Source organism: Burkholderia semiarida (genome assembly GCF_029268935.1).
Lineage (GTDB): Bacteria > Pseudomonadota > Gammaproteobacteria > Burkholderiales > Burkholderiaceae > Burkholderia > Burkholderia semiarida.
In genome coordinates, this window is record NZ_JAHLCL010000007.1 from 804719 (window position 1) to 822563 (window position 17845).

Genomic DNA, 17845 nt, shown 5'->3' on the forward strand with positions numbered 1-17845 from the left:
GCGCGGCCGATCTTCCGGCCGGTCGCGGCGTGCGTGCGGAAGCGGTCAGGTCTTGTCGCCGATCCGGAAAATGCGCGTGAGCGGCGTCTTCGTCGTCGGCCCGAACCATGCGTCGTAGATCTGCGTGGCGCGGCCGCTCGCCTCGAGCCCCTTCAGCGTGTCGTTGACGAAGCCGAGCAGGCGCGTCTCGCCCTTCGGCACGCCGACGCCCATGTAGTCGTTCGAGATCGTGAACGCCGGGATCTCGTAGTTCTGCTTGTCAGGCACGTTCGCGAGCAGGCCGATCAGCTTCGGGCCGTCCTGCGTGATCGCCTGCACGTTGCCGGCGCGCAGCGCGGCGAATGCGAACGGCGTGTCGTCGTATGCGACGATCGTCGCCTTCGGGAATTTCTCGCGCAGCGTGATTTCGTTGGTCGTGCCCTTGTCCGCGCCGACGCGCAGGCCGTTCAGCTGGTCGGCCGATTTCAGCACGCCCTTCTTCGCGAGAAACTGCTGGCCCGACGAGAAATACGGGATGCTGAAGTCGACTTGCTTCGCGCGCTCGTCGGTGATCGTGAAATTCGCGAGCACGAGGTCGACCTTGCCGGAGGTCAGGAACGGAATGCGGTTCGCGGGGTTGGTCGGCTGCAGTTGCAGCTTCACGCCGAGCTTGTCGGCAAGCGCCTTCGCGTAATCGACGTCGAGACCGACGATGTGGTTGCTTTTCGCGTCGACATAACCGAACGGCGGGTTGCTGTCGAACGTCGCGACGCGCAGCACACCGGCCTTCCTGATGTCGTCGAGACGGTCCGCATGCGCGACGGTGCCTGCGGTAATGAGCGCGACCCCGACGAGCCACGTAGCGAGCGTGTTGATTTTCATGAGCACGACCTGATTTGTTATGAGGCCGCCGCGGATCGCGCGGCGGCACGGTTCGAAAAACATCGCGGCGAAGTGTGTCGTCGCGAAGCCGCTAACGTATCAGCGCGTGCGGCGAATCCGAACCAACAAATGGTGCTTTGCTCTGCGGGTTTCGTGATGAGACGCGCGAGCTACGAGAACACATTGCCGCCGCACAAAAAAACGCCCGCTGCAAGCAGCGGGCGCGAATCCCAGTCAAGGAGGTGTCACACGAACTACGGGTTCAGAGTAAGGAAATCGCCCGCAACAGGCAACGAATCGATTTCCATATCGATATGACGGCGTACGCTCATGCCCGCGCCTGTCCAGGCCCCGGCACCGGATCCCGACCGTGCGTCGCCCCGGCAGAATCGCGCGCACCAACGAAAACGTCCCGCCGGCTGGCGGGACGTTCGTCACGATGCACATGCGCGCACGGCGCAATCGATCACGGCTCGTGACGCAGGTACCCTTCCTTGCTCGGATCGCGCATCCGCCACGACACGATCAGCGAGATCGCGCACAGCACGGTCACGTACCAGTAGAAGGTTTCCTCGCTGCCGATCGACTTGAACCACAGCGCGACGTACTCGGCCGAGCCGCCGAAGATCGCGTTCGCCACCGCATACGACAGGCCGACGCCCATCGCGCGCACTTCCGGCGGGAACATCTCGGCCTTGATGAGGCCGCTGATCGACGTGTAGAAACTGACGATCGCCAGCGCGACCGTCACCAGCACGAAGGCGGCCACCGGGCTCGTCACGTCCTTCAGCGCATGCATCAGCGGCACCGTGCCGATCACCGCGAACGAGCCGAACAGGATCATCGACGTGCGGCGGCCGATCTTGTCCGACAGCGCGCCGAACACCGGCTGCATCAGCATGTAGACGAGCAGCGCGACGGTCATCACGTTGCTGGCCGTCTTCGCGTGCATGCCGGCCGTGTTCACGAGGTACTTCTGCATGTACGTCGTGAACGTGTAGAAGATCAGCGAGCCGCCGGCCGTGAAGCCGACCACCGTGAAGAACGCTCCCTTGTGCTGCCACACGCCGCGGATCGTGCCCGCGTCCTTCTTGTCGCGCGACGCGCTCGTCGACGTCTCGTCGAGCGACTTGCGCAGGTACAGCGAAATCAGCGCGGCCGCCGCGCCGACCACGAACGGAATGCGCCAGCCCCATGCCTTCAGCTCGCCGGCCGACAGCGTCTGCTGCAGGATCACGAGCACCAGCAGCGCGCACAGCTGGCCGCCGATCAGCGTCACGTACTGGAACGACGCGAAGAAGCCGCGACGGCCCTTGAGCGCCACTTCACTCATGTAGGTCGCACTCGTCCCGTACTCGCCGCCCACCGACAGGCCCTGGAACAGCCGTGCGACCAGCAGCAGCGCCGGCGCGAGCGCGCCGATCTGCGCATAGGTCGGCAGCACCGCGATCACGAGCGAGCCGCCGCACATCATCAGCACCGAGATCATCATCGCCGCGCGCCGGCCATGACGGTCGGCGATGCGGCCGAACAGCCAGCCGCCGATCGGACGCATCAGGAAGCCGGCCGCGAACACGCCGGCCGTGTTCAGCAGCTGCGTCGTCGTGTTGCCGCTCGGGAAGAATGCCGGCGCGAAGTACAGCGCACAGAATGAGTAGATGTAGAAGTCGAACCACTCGACGAGGTTGCCCGATGAGGCGCCGACGATGGCGAACACGCGCCGCCGGGTGTCATGCGCGGACAGCGCAGCTTGGTCGGTCTGGACGTCCATGGGTTGGTCTGTTCCTTTTAGTACTTTCTGGGCGAGACGGCCGGGGCCGCCGCGTGCGGTCGCGCGTGGCACCGGTTCCGGCGCACGGCGCTACGGGATTTTAGCGAAATGTAAAGTAACAGGCTTTGCGGGTTCGTCCGGATGTAGAAAATTTTTCTCCCGCCACCCGTTCGTCATATGAAAACGCCAGCCGGCAGGCTGGCGTCGGATGCAAACATGCTCGACCGCGACGATCACACGCGAACCTCCGGCGGCACGTAGCGGCACTCGTAGCGCTTGCGCACGGTGCCGGCCTCGTCGACGCTTTCCAGGTACACGTCGAACTGCCAGAGCCGCGCCATGTGCTTGAGCACTTCGTCGCTGTCGTTCGACAGGTGGCGGTTGTCGGTCATGAAGTGGCGCAGCGTGAGGCTGCGGTCGCCGCGCGTGTTGACGGCCCATACCTGGATGTTCGGCTCGCGGTGATGGATGTCGTACTGCCGCGACAACGCCTGCCGCACGTACTGATAGCCGGAATCGTCGTGGATCGCCGATACCTCGAGCGAATCGCGCATGTCGTCGTCGAGCACCGAGAACAGCCGCATCTCGCGGATCAGGTTCGGCGACAGGTACTGCGCGATGAAGCTCTCGTCCTTGAAGTTGCGCATCGCGTAGTGCATCGCCGGCAGCCACGGCGTGCCCGCGATCTCCGGAAACCACTTGTAGTCCTCTTCCGTCGGCGCTTCGCAGATCCTGCGAATGTCGCTCATCATCGAGAAGCCGAGCGCATACGGGTTGATCCCGCTGTAGTACGGCTTCGTGACGGGCGGCTGATAGACCACGTTGCTGTGCGAGTGCAGGAACTCCATCATGAAGCCGTCTTCCAGCTTCCCCTGGTTGTACAGCGTATTGAGCAGCGTGTAGTGCCAGAACGTCGCCCAGCCTTCGTTCATCACCTGCGTCTGCCGCTGCGGATAGAAATACTGGCCGATCTTGCGCACGATACGGATCACCTCCCGCTCCCACGGTTCGAGCAGCGGCGCATTCTTCTCGGCGAAATACAGCAGGTTCTCCTGCGGCTCGGGCGGATAGCGGTCTTCCTGCTCCTCCGTCAGTTCGGGCTTCTTGCCCGGCAGCGTGCGCCACAGTTCGTTGACCTGCGACTGCAGGTACGCCTCGCGCTCGCGCCGCAGCGCCGCTTCCTTCGACAGCGACGGCTTCTGCGGCCGCTTGTAGCGGTCGACGCCGTAGTTCATCAGCGCATGGCACGAGTCGAGCAGTTCCTCGACGCGATCGAGGCCGTAGCGCTCCTCGCATTCCGCGACGTAATTCTTCGCGTACACGAGATAGTCGATGATCGCGTGCGCGTCCGTCCACAGCCTGAACAGGTAGTTGCCCTTGAAGAACGAATTGTGCCCGTACGCCGCATGCGCGATGACGAGCGCCTGCATCGTCATCGTGTTCTCTTCCATCAGATACGCGATGCACGGGTTCGAATTGATGACGATTTCGTAGGCCAGGCCCATCTGCCCGCGGCGGTAGCTCTTCTCGGTCGCGAGAAAGTGCTTGCCGAACGACCAGTGACGGTAGTTGACGGGCATCCCGACCGACGCATACGCGTCCATCATCTGCTCGGCGCTGATCAGTTCGAGCTGGATCGGGTAGATGTCGAGCTCGTATTGTTCGGCGACCTGCGAGATGTGCGTGTCGTATTCCTCGAGCAATTCGAACGTCCAGTCGGACGGGCACGGCAGCGGCTTGCGTTCGGCAACGTTCATACGCGCTTCCTTTTGCCCGGAACCGGGCAAGTCGGCGGCCGGCGGCGGCTCGGCCTGCCCGGGTTGCTGCGATGCGGCAGGGCCGGCCGTGTCGTCGCCGGAAGGGCGCGGCTCGTAGCCGCGCGACTCGTTGTGCAGATGGCGGCTCGTCATGACATTTCCACCTGCTTTTCGAACAATTCGCGAAACACCGGGTAAATGTCCGCAGCCGATTCCACTTTTTTCATCGCGAGATGCGGTTGCGACAGGGCCAGTTGCGCGTATTCCAGCCACAGGTTCTGCTCTTCCGGCGCGACCTGGATATACGCGAAGTAACGCGTCTTGGTGAGGATATCCTCTTCCAGGATTTTGCGACACTTGGGCGAATCGTCAGTCCAGTTGTCGCCGTCGGACGCCTGCGCGCCGTAGATGTTCCACTCGGTCGGCGAGTAGCGCTCGTCCATTACCTTACGCATCAGTTCGAGCGCGCTCGACACCACCGTGCCGCCGCTTTCGGTCGAATGGAAGAAGGTGTCCTCGTCGACCTCCTCGGCGCGCGTATGGTGGCGGATGAACACCACTTCGATGCGCTCGTAGTTGCGCTTGAGGAACAGGTAAAGCAGGATGAAGAAGCGCTTTGCAAGATCCTTGCGCTGCTCGTCCATCGAGCCCGACACGTCCATCAGGCAGAACATCACGGCCTGGCTCGACGGCTGCGGCTGCTTCACGCGGTTGATGTAGCGCAGGTCGAAAGGGTCGATGAACGGAATCCGCCAGATGCGCCCTTTCAGGTGATGGATCTCGGCTTCGAGCGTCGCGATTTCCGCGCGGCGGTCTTCGGGGTCGCTCTTCAGCGCTTCGAGCTGCGCCTCGAGCTCGCGCAACTCGTTGACGAGCGGCGAGCCGAGCGCGATGCGCCGGCCGAGCGCGCTGCGCAGCGAACGCACGACGTCGATGTTGTTCGGCGTGCCTTCCGCCGACCAGCCCGCGCGCACGTTCTTCCAGCTCGGCACCGTCAGCAGGTGCGTCTTCACGAGGCGCGGCAGTTCGAGATCGTCGAAGAAGTACTGCATGAACTCGTCGCGCGACAGCTCGAACACGAAGTCGTCCTGCCCTTCGCCCTCGTTGCTCGCCTGACTGCCGCCGCCCCCCGAGCCGCCTTGCGGACGCGGGATCTTGTCGCCGCGCACGTAGTCCTCGTTGCCGGGGTGCACGTATTCACGACGCCCGCCCGGCGCGTGCCGGAAATTCGGCTCCGCGATGTCCTTGCGCGGGATCGTGATGCTCTGCGTGCTCTGGATATCCTTGATGCTACGGTCGCGCACCGCGTCGGACACGGCGCGACGAATGTAGTTCTTGACGCGACGCAGGAAGCGTTCGCGATTGGCGATGCTCTTGTTCTTGCCGGCCAGCCTGCGGTCGATGATTTGATGAAGCACTCCCGGTCTCCCGCTCGAAAGTCGATCTGCCGGGGCACTCGCCGCGCATGCCGTCTGCCGTCATGCGGGTGGCGCCTCTGAAAGTGCCCGTACGGACTCGCCGTACGGGCGCGATACCGCGCGTGTCATGACGACTTGCGCACGCGCAGGTACCAGTCACAAAGCAGCCTCACCTGCTTCGGCGTATAGCCCTTCGCGACCATCCGGTTCACAAAGTCCTCATGCTTGCGCTGCTCCTCCGCCGAGCCCTTCGCGTTGAACGAAATGACCGGCAACAGTTCCTCGGTATTCGAGAACATCTTCTTCTCGATCACGACCCGCAACTTCTCGTAGCTCGTCCACACGGGGTTCTTGCCAGCGTTCGCCGCCCGTGCGCGCAGCACGAAGTTCACGATCTCGTTGCGGAAATCCTTCGGATTGCTGATCCCGGCCGGCTTCTCGATCTTCTCCAGCTCCGCATTCAGCGCGGCGCGATCGAAGCTCTCGCCCGTGTCGTGATCGCGGAATTCCTGGTCCTGGATCCAGAAGTCCGCATACGTGACGTAGCGGTCGAAGATGTTCTGGCCGTACTCCGAATACGACTCGAGATACGCCGTCTGGATCTCCTTGCCGATGAACTCCGCATAGCGCGACGCGAGCACGTCCTTCACGAACGACAGGTACTTCTGCTCGGTTTCCGGCGGGAACTGCTCGCGTTCGATCTGCTGTTCGAGCACGTACATCAAATGCACCGGGTTCGCCGCGACCTCGCTCGTGTCGAAGTTGAACACGCGCGACAGGATCTTGAACGCGAAGCGTGTCGACACGCCGGTCATCCCTTCGTCCACGCCCGCGTAATCGCGATACTCCTGGTACGACTTCGCCTTCGGATCGGTGTCCTTCAGATTCTCGCCGTCGTACACCTGCATCTTCGAGAACAGGCTCGAGTTTTCCGGCTCGTGCAGGCGCGACAGCACCGAGAACTGCGACATCATCTTCAGCGTGCCCGGCGCGCATACGGCCTCGGCCAGCGACGAATTGCGGATCAGCTTCTCGTAGATCTTGATCTCTTCCGACACGCGCAGACAGTACGGCACCTTCACGACGAAGATCCGGTCGAGCAGTGCCTCGTTGTTGCGGTTGTTGCGGAAAGCCTTCCACTCCGACTCGTTCGAGTGCGCAAGAATCACACCGTCGAACGGAATCGCGCCGAAACCTTCGGTACCCTTGAAGTTGCCTTCCTGCGTCGCGGTCAGCAGCGGGTGCAGCACCTTGATCGGCGCCTTGAACATTTCGACGAATTCGAGCAGACCCTGGTTCGCGAGGCACAGGCCGCCCGAGTAGCTGTACGCGTCGGCATCGTCCTGCGCGTATTGCTCAAGCTTGCGGATGTCGACCTTGCCGACCAGCGACGAGATGTCCTGGTTGTTCTCGTCGCCCGGCTCGGTCTTCGCGATGCCGACCTGCCGCAGGATCGACGGATAGCGGCGCACCACGCGGAACTGGCGGATGTCGCCGTTGTATTCGTGCAGGCGCTTGACGGCCCACGGACTCAGGATGCTTTTCAGGTAGCGGCGCGGAATGCCGTACTGTTCCTCGAGGATCGGACCATCCTCGTCGTAGTCGAACAGCCCGAGCGGCGACTCGTTGACGGGCGAGCCCTTCAGCGCATAGAACGGCACGCGCTCCATCAGTTGCTTCAGGCGCTCGGCGATCGACGACTTGCCGCCGCCCACCGGGCCCAGCAGATAGAGGATCTGCTTCTTCTCTTCAAGACCTTGCGCAGCGTGGCGGAAGTACGCGACCACCTGCTCGATCACCTCCTCCATTCCGTAGAACTCACGGAATGCCGGATACACCTTGATGACCTTGTTCGCGAAGATCCGCGACAGGCGCGGGTCGTTGCGGGTATCGATCTGTTCAGGTTCCCCGATTGCTTCCAGCATGCGTTCACCAGCCGTCGCGTACGCGGATGGATCGTTCTTGCAGAGCGCGAGATACTCCTCCAGCGAGAGCTCTTCCTCTCGCGTTTTTTCGAAGCGGTTCGCGAAGCTGCTGTAAATATCCATGCTACCTCCCTCGCCTGAGTCTGAAGACGTGCCTGCCTTCGTATGACTGCGCAGAAGCAAGCGCGTTCGAATTCATCCTAAACCCTTTCTTATTTTTTTTCACGAACTCTTCGTATGAAGTTCGTCATTCTCGACAACACCGCTTGGACAACGCATTTCGTCGTTTTACAATCGATCTCCCGAGCCGCAGAAACTGCATCCGCCGCGTCTCGTCGAACACCGAAACGTCTCGTGCGTTGGACACCGCCGACGTCGCCACCTCCTCCCTTCATCCCTTTACGTTCGAGCGGCCGCGTGCGATGACACGCCGCGCGAACCGTTACAAATTTTTTTCGCAGTCCCTTACGGACATACCCGTACGACGAACGCGGGAACATGACGCGCACGCAGCGCATTCCGGCGAATCTCTCGGTGCGCGACGCTCGGCACACCTGCCGATGCGCGATCGACTCGTCCGCACCGTCACATTTCGTCCGCCGCAGAAACGGCAACGCCCGCGGATCGCGGGCGTCGTCACCAAATGGGGATAGATACGCGGCGCACGCGAATCAGAACGTCTCCCAGTCGTCGCCGCCGGCGGTCGCGGCGGCCGGCGCGGGTGCGGGGGCGGCCGACACGGCGGCGGGCTTGCGCGCCGGCATCGCGGCGCTCGCGCGTTTCGGCGCGGCCTCGCGCTCGACGCGCGCGGCAGCCGGTGCGGGCGCAGCGGTCGGCGCGGAAGGCGCACGCGTTGCATGACGTGCGGCAACGGCAACGACGGTGCCCGCACGTGCCGCCTCGTCGTCGAGCTGGAATACCGCCGCCGTTTCGCGCAGGCGGGCCGCCTGCTCCTCGAGCGACTGCGCGGCGGCCGCGGCTTCCTCGACGAGCGCGGCATTCTGCTGCGTGACCTCGTCCATCTGCGCGACCGCGCGCGCCACCTGGTCGATCCCGCCACTCTGTTCCTCGGACGCCGCCGCGATCTCGCCCATGATGTCCGTCACGCGCTGGACCGCGCCGATCACGTCGCTCATCGTGCGCCCCGCCTCGTCGACCAGCGTCGAGCCCGTCCGGATACGCTCCACCGACGCGTCGATCAGCGCCTTGATTTCCTTCGCCGCGCTCGACGAGCGCTGCGCGAGGCTGCGCACTTCGCCCGCGACGACCGCGAAGCCGCGGCCTTCCTCGCCCGCCCGCGCGGCTTCGACGGCCGCATTCAGCGCCAGAATGTTGGTCTGGAACGCGATTCCCTCGATGATCGCGATGATGTCCGCGATTTTCGCCGAGCTGTCGTTGATCTCACCCATCGTGCCGACCACCTGGCCGACCACCGTGTTGCCCTTGTTCGCAATTTCGGACGCATTCGCGGCCAGCGAGCTTGCCTGACGCGCATTGTCCGCATTCTGCTTCACGGTGCCCGTCAGTTGCTCCATGCTGGACGCGGTTTCCTGCAGCGCAGCAGCCTGTTCCTCGGTACGCGACGACAGGTCGATGTTGCCGGCCGCGATCTGGCGGGCCGCGGTCGCGATCGACTCGCTGCCGCCGCGCATGGTGCGCACCGTGTCGACGAGCCCGCGCTGCATCCTCGCGAGGCCTGCCAGCAACTGGCCCATCTCGTCGCGCCGGTCCACGACGATCGGCCGGCGCAGGTCGCCCGCGGCGATCGCGTCGAAATGCGACAGCGCATCGGCGATCGGGCGGCCGATCGCGCGGCTCAGCGTCAGCCACGACAGCACCGCGGCGCCGATACCGACCAGCAGCACGACGATCGACAGCACGCGCATCGTCTCGAACACCGATTCGGCCTGATCGAAGCGCGCTTGCGCATTGGTGAACTGGAAGCCGCGCAGCGCTTCACCGGCCGCGGCCAGCTCGGTATAGCGCGCCTGAAGCTGCTTGGCGCCGTCGCCGATCCGCTCGTGGTCGCCGGCCGCGACCGCGCTCGCGAACGCGTCGCAACTGCTCTGCAGCACCTTGCGCCGGGCGACGACGTCCTGTGCGAGCCGGTCCTCGTCGGCGTCGCGCGGCAGCGCAAGGTACTTCTGCCACCAGGCGTCCGATTGCGCCCGCATCGCGCGGCTGCGCTCGATGGCCGCCGCCGAGTCGGGCGTGCCGACCAGCAGCGCGGCACGGTCGAGCGCGAGGCGCTCGCGCGCGGCGAACATTTCCGCCATCGCCACGTCGACCGCGCTCGGCATCTGGTTCGTGAAAATCTCGCGCGTCGAATCGTTCGAACGCGTCATCCCGTGCAGACCGAGCACGCCGGTCACCGCCAGCAGTACCGCCAGAAACGCCATCGTGAAACCGATGCGCGCTCGAATCGTCAGGTTCCTGAACACCATCATCCATCCTGTGTTGCGTCGTCTTGAACGGGCCTGGCCCGTTGGCTCGAAGCATTGCTTCACTTGGTGCATTTACGACCGCACGACGCATAACTTGATGGTTTTAGCGTGTTTATTTCGAATTATTCGTCTGTTTATTTCATAAGTCTGAATAAATGACGGAATTCGGGTCGGGATGGGGAATCGCCAAAGGCCAGTGGAAACGCCAAGCATTGCGGGGCCGCCGCCAGCCGTCTCATGCGACGGACCGGCAGCGCGATGGAACCGGAAAACCGGGGATCCGGCCCTAGTCGGCCAATTCGGCGCGCGTCGGAATCGACGGCTGCGCGCCCGCGCGCGTGACCGACACCGCCGCCGCGCGTTGCGCGAAGCGGATGGCCGTGTCGACGTCCGCGCCGGCCGCGAGCCGTGCGGAAAAGCCGCCGATGAAGGTGTCGCCGGCCGCCGTCGTGTCGATGGCCTGCACGACGGGCGCCGGATAGTGGCGCGCGGCGCCGTCGGCCGTCAGCGCAAGCACGCCGCGCGCGCCGAGCGTGATCAGCACGTTGCGCGCGCCACCGGCCTGGAGCGCCCGCGCGGCGGTTTCGGCCTGCGCCGGATCGCGCACCGGCAGCCCGGTCAGCGCGGCCGCCTCGACCTCGTTCGGGATCAGGTAATCGACGAGCGGCAGCCAGCCGTCCGGCAGCGGCGCGACGGCCGGCGCCGGATTGAGCACCACCGTGCGGCCGAGGCGGCGCCCGGCCGACAGCGCCGCGAACACCGCGTCCGGCGGCGTCTCCAGCTGGCAGATCAGCACGTCGGCCGCCGCCAGCGCGGCCTCGTGCCGCGCGATCGTATCGGTCGTGACCTCGCCGTTGCCGCCCGCGACGATCACGATCGCGTTCTGGCTTCCGTCGTCGACGACGATCAGCGCGACGCCGGTCGACGCCGACGCGCTCGTCGCGAGCCCCGCGCAGTCGATTCCCTCGGCCTCGAGGCCCGCGCGCAGCGCGGCGCCGTGCGCATCCGCGCCGACGCAGCCGATCATCGCGACCTGCGCGCCGAGCCGGGCGGCGGCGACGGCCTGGTTGCCGCCCTTGCCGCCCGCCGCCTGCGCGAACGCATGTCCGGCGAGCGTTTCCCCCGGCAGCGGCAGCCGAGGCGCCCGCACGACGAGATCCATGTTGAGGCTGCCGACCACCGTCACGCGGCCGGCGCCCGTTACGCTCGCCGTCATGCGCGAGCGCCCGGCGCGGCCGGCTCGCGATAGACCGCCGTCGATTCGCGCAGCACGAGGCGCGGCGACACGACGCGGCGACGGCTTGGCACGGCCGTGGAACCGCCGCCGATCCGTTCGATTAGCGTCTGCGCGGCCATTTCGCCGAGCGCGCGCACCGACTGGCCGACCGTCGACAGCGCCGGATACGTGTAGCGGGAAAATTCGATGTCGTCGAAGCCGATGATCGAGCAGTCGTCGGGCACGCGCAGCCCGCGCTCGGCCGCCGCGCGCAGCGCGCCGACGCCCATCAGGTCGTTGCCCGCGAAGATCGCGCTCGGCCGCACCGATTCGAATAGCCGCGACGCCGCGTGATAGCCGCCCAGGCACGAAAAATCGCTTTCCGCGATCGCGCCCGGCACGATGTCGACCCCGCGCTCGGCCATCGCGCGGATGAAGCCGTGCACGCGCATCGCGCTGACGGCGGTGTCGGTCGGCCCGGTGATGCAGCCGATCTTCGCGTGCCCGAGCTCAAGCAGGTGGCGCGTCGCCAGGTACGCGCCGCGCTCGTGGTCGATCTGCACGAGATCGGCCGCGAGCCCCTCGATGTTGCGATCGACGACGACGAGCGGCGCATGGATATCGGCGAGCGTCTGCGCGAGCACCGCGTCCTCGCCCGCCGACGCGACGATCAGCCCGTCGATGCGCTTTTCCTGCAGCACGCGCAGGTAGTTGCGCTGCTTCACGGGATCGTCGTCCGAATTGCAGAAGAACACGCAATAGCCGTTGGCCGCGCACTGATCCTCGATGCCGCGCGCCAGCTCGGCGAAGTACGGATTCGTGCTGTTCGGCACGACGAGGCCGATCGTCGCCGTCGCCCGCGCCTTCAGCGAGCGCGCCACGGCCGACGGCACGTAATTCAGCTCGCGGATCGCGCCCTCGACCTTCGCACGCACATCCGCGGACACCGGCCGCGAATTGTTCACCACGTGCGAGACGGTCGTAAATGACACGCCCGCCATGGCCGCCACATCCTTGATCGTCGCCATTTCCCGTTTCTCTCTGGTCTGTTCTGTCTGTCTTTTTACCGCACGCGCGTACGCCGGCTGCGATACGTATCGAGCACGACCGCCACGACGATCACCGCGCCCGTGATGATCCGTTTGGTCGGCTCGTTCGCACCGATCTGCGCCAGCCCCGCGGCCAGCACGGAAATGATCAACACGCCGAAGAACGTGCTGATCACCGAGCCGCGCCCGCCCATCAGGCTCGTGCCGCCGATCACGACGGCGGCGATGACCTGCAGTTCGAGGCCCGCGCCCGCGTTCGGATCGGCCGCCTCGAGCCGCGAAATCTGGAACAGCGACGCGAGCCCCGCGAGCGCGCCCATCAGTGCGAATACGAGGATTTTATACGGCCGCGGGTTAACCCCTGCAAGTCGGACCGCTTCCTCGTTCGTGCCGATCCCGACCAGATAGCGCCCGAACACGGTGCGCGTGAGCACGAACTGGGCGGCGATCATCACCGCGACCGCGATCAGGAACGCCGGCGAGATGCCCAGCGCGATCGGGTTCGACAGGAAATCGAACGCGTCGCCGATATACGCGGTGCGCGAATTCGTCAGCTGGTACGCGAGGCCGCGCGCGGCCTCCAGCACGCCGAGCGACACGATGAACGACGGAATCCGCCAGCCGACCGTGACCGCGCCGGTCAGCGCGCCCGTCGCGGTCGCGACCGCGATCCCGATCAGCGCGGCCGGCAGCGGCCCCCACTGCCACTTCAGCGCGGCGACGCTGACCATCGACGCGGCGAGCGCGAGCACCGAGCCGACCGACAGGTCGATCCCGGCGATGATCAGCACGAAGGTCATCCCGACCGACATCACGACGAGATCGGGAATCTGGTTCGCGATCGTGCTGAACGTGTCGTAGGTCAGGAAATGCGAGCTCAGCGCCGAGAACAGCGCGATCATCGCGGCCAGCGCGCCGGCGAGCCCGAGATAGTTCGACAGGCCGAGCCGCGTGCCGGACAGCGTGCGCGCGCGGCGCCCGGTCACGTCCTGCTGCGCGCCTGCATCGGTCGGGGATACGGGAGGCTGGGTCATTGCTGTCGTCCTGTCGTCGAAGTGCCCGAAGCGGCGCCGCGCGCCTGCTCCGCGTCCGGATGCTGCATGGCGGCGGCCGGCGTCTCGCGGCCGAAGCCGGCGAATGCCGCGGCCAGCAGCGCATCCTGGGTCCAGTTGCCGCGCTCGAACACGGCGGTCATGCGCCCGGCCGACATCACGCCGATCCGGTCGCAGATCAGCATCAGCTCGCGCAGGTCGCTCGATACGACCACGAGCGCGCGGCCTTCGCGCGCGAGCGCGCCCATCAAAGTGTAGATCTCGAATTTGGCGCCGACGTCGATCCCGCGCGTCGGCTCGTCGAACAGCAGCACACCCATGTCGCGCGCGAGCCAGCGGCCGATCACGACCTTCTGCTGGTTGCCGCCCGACAGCTCGCCGACCGCCTGCGCCGCGCCGTGCGTGCGGATCCGCAGCGCCTCGATCTGCTGCTCGGCGAGCGCCGTTTCGCGTGCGGAATCGACGATGCCGCCGCGCGCGAGCCGGTCGAGCTGGCCGAGCGAAACGTTCGCGGTGATCGACTGCGACAGCAGCAGCCCTTCCCCCTTGCGATCCTCGGTGATCAGCGCGATGCCCAGCTTCACCGCCTCGACGGGCGACGCGATCCGCGCCGGCTTCAGCGGCTGGCCGACCGCGATCGTCCCGGCGTCCGGCGTATCGGCGCCGTAGATCAGCCGCAGCAGCTCGGTGCGCCCTGCGCCGATCAGCCCGGAGATGCCGAAGATCTCGCCCGCGCGCACCTCCAGCGACACGTCGCGCACGGCCGTCCCGCGCGTGAGGCCCGATACCGCGAGCCGCGGCGCGCCGAACCGGCGCTCGCCGAGATCGATGTGTTCGCCGATCTCGCGCCCGACCATCAGCGTGACGAGCCCGTCGGACGTCGTCGCCGCCATGTCGCCCGCATGCACGAGCCGGCCGTCGCGCAGCACCGCGACGCGCTCGGCGACGCGCGCGAGCTCTTCGAGCCGGTGCGAGATGTAGACGATCGCGACGCCGCGCGCCTTCAGCCGGTCGATCTGCTCGAACAGCAGCTCGACTTCGCGCGCGGTCAGCATCGCGGTCGGCTCGTCGAGAATCAGCACGCGGCAGTCGCCGATCAGGTTGCGGGCGATCTCCACCATCTGCTGGTGGCCGATGCCGAGCGCGCCGACCGGCGTATCGGGGTCGACCGCGTCGAGCCCGACCTGCGCCATCGCCGCGCGCGCGTCGTCGCGCAGCCGCGCGCGATCGATGATGCCGAAGCGGCGCGGCAGTCGGTTCAGAAACAGGTTTTCGGCGACGGTCAGCGTCGGCAGCAGATTCAGCTCCTGCATCACCATGCGCACGCCGAGCGCCTCGGCCTGCGTGCGGCTCGCCGGCGCATAGGCCTCGCCGCCGAGCTGCATCGTACCGGTGGTCGGGTCGACGAGCCCGCCGATGATCTTCGACAGCGTGCTCTTGCCCGCGCCGTTCTCGCCGGTCAGCGCGAGCGCCTGGCCTGCATCGAGCGTCAGCGTGACGTCGGCGAGCACGGGTTCGGCATAGGTCTTTCCGATGCCGGAGACGGACAGCACGGGGTGGGCTGAACGGGAGGGTTGGAAGGTCGGTTCCATCGCGATCCTGATTGCGGCCGCGCGCACGCGGCGCGCGGGTATGACGCTCACAAGTGCATGTGCATGCAGTGGCCGTGATCGCGCTCACACCGGATAACGGCCGCCGCGCCGGATTCTTGAGGCCGGCGGCCGGACCGGTGCGGCGTTACTTCGTCACGAGATCCACCGGCGTCTCGACCACGCCGGACATCTCGGCCTGCTTGCGATGCTCGGCAATGGCCTTGAGCGCCGTGTCGATGCCGAACACGGCCTGCTTCGCCGCGTACTGGTCGGCGGTCGCGAGCACGCGGCCGTCCTTCAGCATCGGCTTGATCGCGTTGATGTTGTCGTAGCCGACCACGAGCACCTTGCCCTGCTTGCCGGCCGCGCGCACGGCCGACACGGCGCCGATCGCCATGTTGTCGTTGCCGCACAGCAGCGCCTTCAGGTTCGGGTATTCGTTGAGCATCGCGGCGGCCACCGCATTGCCCTTGTCGATCTCCCATTCGCCCGACTGCACCGACACGACCTTCATCCCGCCCGCCTTCATCGCGTCCTGGAAGCCGGCCGTGCGCTGCTGCGCGTTGGTGGTCGTCGACACGCCTTCGACGATGCCGACCTGGTCGCCCGCCTTCAGCCGCTTCGCGAGGTAATCGCCGATCTTGCGCGCGCCCTTGCGGTTGTCCGGGCCGACGAACGGCACGTTCAGGTTCTTCGACTTCAGCACGTCGGGATCGAGCCGGTTGTCGATGTTCACGACGACGATGCCGGCGTCGACGGCCTTCTTCACGACCGGTACGAGCGCCTTCGAATCGGCCGGCGCGAGCACGATCGCGTCGACCTTCGACACGATCATCTGCTCGACGATGCGGATCTGGTTCGCGGTGTCGGTCTCGTCCTTGATGCCGTTCGTGATCAGGTCGAACTGGTTCGCGTTGTGTTTCTGGTATTCCTTCGCGCCCGTTTCCATGGTCAGGAAGAACTCGTTGGCGAGCGACTTCATCACGAGCGCGACCTTCGGCTTGGCCGCGGACTGCGCGTGGACAACCGGTGCCGCGGCCACCGCGACGGCGGCGAGCGCGGCGGTCAGGAAGCGACGGCGAAAGCGGACATTCATACACATCTCCTGGCGACGGCCCGAAGGCCGGATTGTTGTTTTAATGTGAGCAAACGTTTGCGCCACACTACCCGGGCAATGGCCATCGATGCTGCTGTCGGTACCACGGAATGGAAGCGAGGCAGACGGCCGACTGCCTGGCGCGTGCTGTCGTCGACGCGCCACCGCCGGCGGAACGCCGGCGGAGTGAAGGCTATGCTGTACCGATTCGCTTCGGCGCGCAACCTGTCTGATCAATATTTAAGGGTTTATTCGGAGCGCGCGAGCGGGCTTCGCGACGCGCAAATGCGACACTCGCGACGGCTGCTCGCCGAAGCGCTCGCTTCGCGGGCGGCGGCCGACGATGGCGCGGTTCGTCGTGGACAACGCGCTTTGCGCCGACGATATCGACGCGCGGCGCGCGGGCATTCGTCGTCGCGACCTGTCGCCGACCATGACGGAAGCGGCGAGTCGGACGGCGCTGTTGCGTGAATGGGGAAACTGCCGGTTCGTGTGCCGCGCCGAGGTTCGGCAGGTCGTTCCTGTTTTTCCGTTGGCGTGGGAACGTGTATCGATCGCCGTCTGGCGTGAAGCATCGGATCGAAAACCTCGGCCGAGGCTTCGATCGTGACGGCGCCTCCCCCTGCCGCCGCCCGGTGCGTCGGACGGCAAGGTAAGCGTGTCGCGCGGCATCCGCGGCATCCGCCCGGACGGCGCGCGACGCGCAATGGTCAAACGGCTTCGCGCAACAGCCCGGCGATTTCCGCTTCGTTCAGGTGCGGCGCGAACATTTCGATCAGCCGGTACGCATACGCGCGCAGGAATGCGCCCTTGCGCAGCCCGACCCGTGTCGTGCTCGCCTCGAACAGGTGCTGCGTATCGAGCGCGACGAGCCCCGTGTCGCGCTGCGGATCGTAGGCCATCGCCGCGACCACGCCGATCCCCATCCCGAGCTCGACGTAGGTCTTGATCACGTCCGCGTCGATCGCGGTCAGCACGACGTCGGGTACGGCGCCCGCCTGCGTGAATGCCTGGTCGATGTGCGAGCGGCCCGTGAAATCCTGGTCGTACGTGATGATCGGGTACTCGGCGATTTCCTCGAGCGTCAGGTTCTCGCGGCCGACGAGCGGGTGGCCTTTCGGCACGACGACCGTGTGGTGCCACGAATAGCACGGGAACGTGACGATGTCCGGATAGCGGTCGAGCGCCTCGGTCGAGATGCCGAGATCGGCCTCGCCGTTCAGGATCATCTGCGCGATCTGCTGCGGGCTGCCCTGGCGCAGCGCGAGATGCACCTTCGGAAACACCTCGGTGAACTGCCGGATCACCTTCGGCAGCGCGTAGCGCGCCTGCGTGTGCGTCGTCGCGACGACGAGGTGGCCGCTGTCCTGATCGGCGAACTGGCGCGCGACGCGCCGCAGGTTCTCGGCGTCGAGCAGCATTCGCTCGATCAGCTGGTGCACGGCCTTGCCGGGCTCCGTGAGCCCCGTCAGCCGCTTGCCGCGCCGAATGAAGATGTCGACGCCCAGTTCATCCTCCAGATCCTTGATCTGTTTCGACACGCCCGACTGCGACGTGTACAGCACGTTCGCGACTTCGGTCAGGTTCATGTTCTGGCGCACCGCTTCGCGCACGAACCGCAATTGCTGAAAATTCATGGGTATGCCTCTTAGGCTGTCGTTGTT

13 protein-coding genes are annotated in these 17845 nt (G+C 65.9%); 1 reads left to right on the forward strand and 12 read right to left on the reverse strand.

Features of this window, described 5'->3' with window-relative positions; translation table 11 throughout:
• Positions 1 to 45 precede the first annotated feature (45 nt).
• The 11 genes from KPB06_RS16635 to KPB06_RS16685 form a co-directional block, all read right to left on the reverse strand.
• Positions 46 to 861 carry an ABC transporter substrate-binding protein gene (locus KPB06_RS16635; protein WP_059584343.1) on the reverse strand — a complete coding sequence of 272 codons (816 nt, stop codon included), beginning with the start codon at positions 859 to 861 and terminating at the stop codon, positions 46 to 48.
• A 466-nt stretch (positions 862 to 1327) separates the two neighbouring features.
• Positions 1328 to 2632 carry an MFS family transporter gene (locus KPB06_RS16640; RefSeq protein ID WP_059584128.1) on the reverse strand — a complete coding sequence of 435 codons (1305 nt, stop codon included), beginning with the start codon at positions 2630 to 2632 and terminating at the stop codon, positions 1328 to 1330.
• A gap of 233 nt (positions 2633 to 2865) precedes the next feature.
• Positions 2866 to 4542: a SpoVR family protein gene (locus KPB06_RS16645; protein ID WP_059584130.1), complete on the reverse strand. Its 1677-nt coding sequence runs from the start codon at positions 4540 to 4542 to the stop codon at positions 2866 to 2868.
• A complete protein-coding gene (locus KPB06_RS16650; protein ID WP_006476064.1) occupies positions 4539 to 5807 on the reverse strand; it encodes a YeaH/YhbH family protein in 1269 nt (422 codons plus the stop codon). Before KPB06_RS16650 ends, KPB06_RS16645 begins: the two co-directional genes overlap by 4 nt.
• 125 nt (positions 5808 to 5932) lie before the next feature.
• Positions 5933 to 7855, reverse strand: coding sequence for a PrkA family serine protein kinase (locus KPB06_RS16655; RefSeq protein ID WP_027784391.1), 1923 nt, complete (start codon positions 7853 to 7855; stop codon positions 5933 to 5935).
• 548 nt (positions 7856 to 8403) lie between these two features.
• On the reverse strand, positions 8404 to 10176 hold the full coding sequence (locus KPB06_RS16660) for a methyl-accepting chemotaxis protein (RefSeq protein WP_060010123.1): 1773 nt from the start codon (positions 10174 to 10176) through the stop codon (positions 8404 to 8406).
• Between the two features lie 286 nt (positions 10177 to 10462).
• The gene (rbsK, locus tag KPB06_RS16665; protein ID WP_275920499.1) at positions 10463 to 11392 is read right to left on the reverse strand and encodes a ribokinase; all 930 of its coding nucleotides are present in this window, start codon (positions 11390 to 11392) and stop codon (positions 10463 to 10465) included.
• Complete coding sequence (locus KPB06_RS16670) at positions 11389 to 12420, reverse strand: LacI family DNA-binding transcriptional regulator (RefSeq protein WP_050012587.1); 1032 nt, start codon at positions 12418 to 12420, stop codon at positions 11389 to 11391. The genes rbsK and KPB06_RS16670 overlap by 4 nt, the downstream gene beginning before the upstream one ends.
• Before the next feature lie 35 nt (positions 12421 to 12455).
• Positions 12456 to 13475: an ABC transporter permease gene (locus tag KPB06_RS16675; protein ID WP_059584134.1), complete on the reverse strand. Its 1020-nt coding sequence runs from the start codon at positions 13473 to 13475 to the stop codon at positions 12456 to 12458.
• Entirely contained in the window at positions 13472 to 15085 is a 1614-nt protein-coding gene (locus KPB06_RS16680) for a sugar ABC transporter ATP-binding protein (RefSeq protein WP_059584136.1), read from the reverse strand. Before KPB06_RS16680 ends, KPB06_RS16675 begins: the two co-directional genes overlap by 4 nt.
• A 145-nt stretch (positions 15086 to 15230) precedes the next feature.
• Positions 15231 to 16181: a sugar ABC transporter substrate-binding protein gene (locus KPB06_RS16685; RefSeq protein ID WP_059584137.1), complete on the reverse strand. Its 951-nt coding sequence runs from the start codon at positions 16179 to 16181 to the stop codon at positions 15231 to 15233.
• Between the two features lie 343 nt (positions 16182 to 16524).
• Between KPB06_RS16685 and KPB06_RS16690 the strand changes: the two genes are divergently transcribed.
• The gene (locus tag KPB06_RS16690) at positions 16525 to 16791 is read left to right on the forward strand and encodes a hypothetical protein (protein WP_275906169.1); all 267 of its coding nucleotides are present in this window, start codon (positions 16525 to 16527) and stop codon (positions 16789 to 16791) included.
• 100 nt (positions 16792 to 16891) lie between these two features.
• Here KPB06_RS16690 and KPB06_RS16695 read toward each other — a convergent pair whose 3' ends face one another.
• The gene (locus KPB06_RS16695; protein WP_034186954.1) at positions 16892 to 17818 is read right to left on the reverse strand and encodes a CysB family HTH-type transcriptional regulator; all 927 of its coding nucleotides are present in this window, start codon (positions 17816 to 17818) and stop codon (positions 16892 to 16894) included.
• Positions 17819 to 17845 lie beyond the last annotated feature (27 nt).

What these genes read in the sequence shown, in the direction of transcription:
- KPB06_RS16635 (WP_059584343.1), bottom strand. Translation starts at nt 861, where the DNA reads ATGAAAATCAACACGCTCGCTACGTGGCTCGTCGGGGTCGCGCTCATT.
- KPB06_RS16640 (WP_059584128.1), bottom strand. Translation starts at nt 2,632, where the DNA reads ATGGACGTCCAGACCGACCAAGCTGCGCTGTCCGCGCATGACACCCGG.
- KPB06_RS16645 (WP_059584130.1), bottom strand. Translation starts at nt 4,542, where the DNA reads ATGACGAGCCGCCATCTGCACAACGAGTCGCGCGGCTACGAGCCGCGC.
- KPB06_RS16655 (WP_027784391.1), bottom strand. Translation starts at nt 7,855, where the DNA reads ATGGATATTTACAGCAGCTTCGCGAACCGCTTCGAAAAAACGCGAGAG.
- KPB06_RS16660 (WP_060010123.1), bottom strand. Translation starts at nt 10,176, where the DNA reads ATGGTGTTCAGGAACCTGACGATTCGAGCGCGCATCGGTTTCACGATG.
- rbsK (WP_275920499.1), bottom strand. Translation starts at nt 11,392, where the DNA reads ATGACGGCGAGCGTAACGGGCGCCGGCCGCGTGACGGTGGTCGGCAGC.
- KPB06_RS16670 (WP_050012587.1), bottom strand. Translation starts at nt 12,420, where the DNA reads ATGGCGACGATCAAGGATGTGGCGGCCATGGCGGGCGTGTCATTTACG.
- KPB06_RS16675 (WP_059584134.1), bottom strand. Translation starts at nt 13,475, where the DNA reads ATGACCCAGCCTCCCGTATCCCCGACCGATGCAGGCGCGCAGCAGGAC.
- KPB06_RS16680 (WP_059584136.1), bottom strand. Translation starts at nt 15,085, where the DNA reads ATGGAACCGACCTTCCAACCCTCCCGTTCAGCCCACCCCGTGCTGTCC.
- KPB06_RS16685 (WP_059584137.1), bottom strand. Translation starts at nt 16,181, where the DNA reads ATGAATGTCCGCTTTCGCCGTCGCTTCCTGACCGCCGCGCTCGCCGCC.
- KPB06_RS16690 (WP_275906169.1), top strand. Translation starts at nt 16,525, where the DNA reads ATGGCGCGGTTCGTCGTGGACAACGCGCTTTGCGCCGACGATATCGAC.
- KPB06_RS16695 (WP_034186954.1), bottom strand. Translation starts at nt 17,818, where the DNA reads ATGAATTTTCAGCAATTGCGGTTCGTGCGCGAAGCGGTGCGCCAGAAC.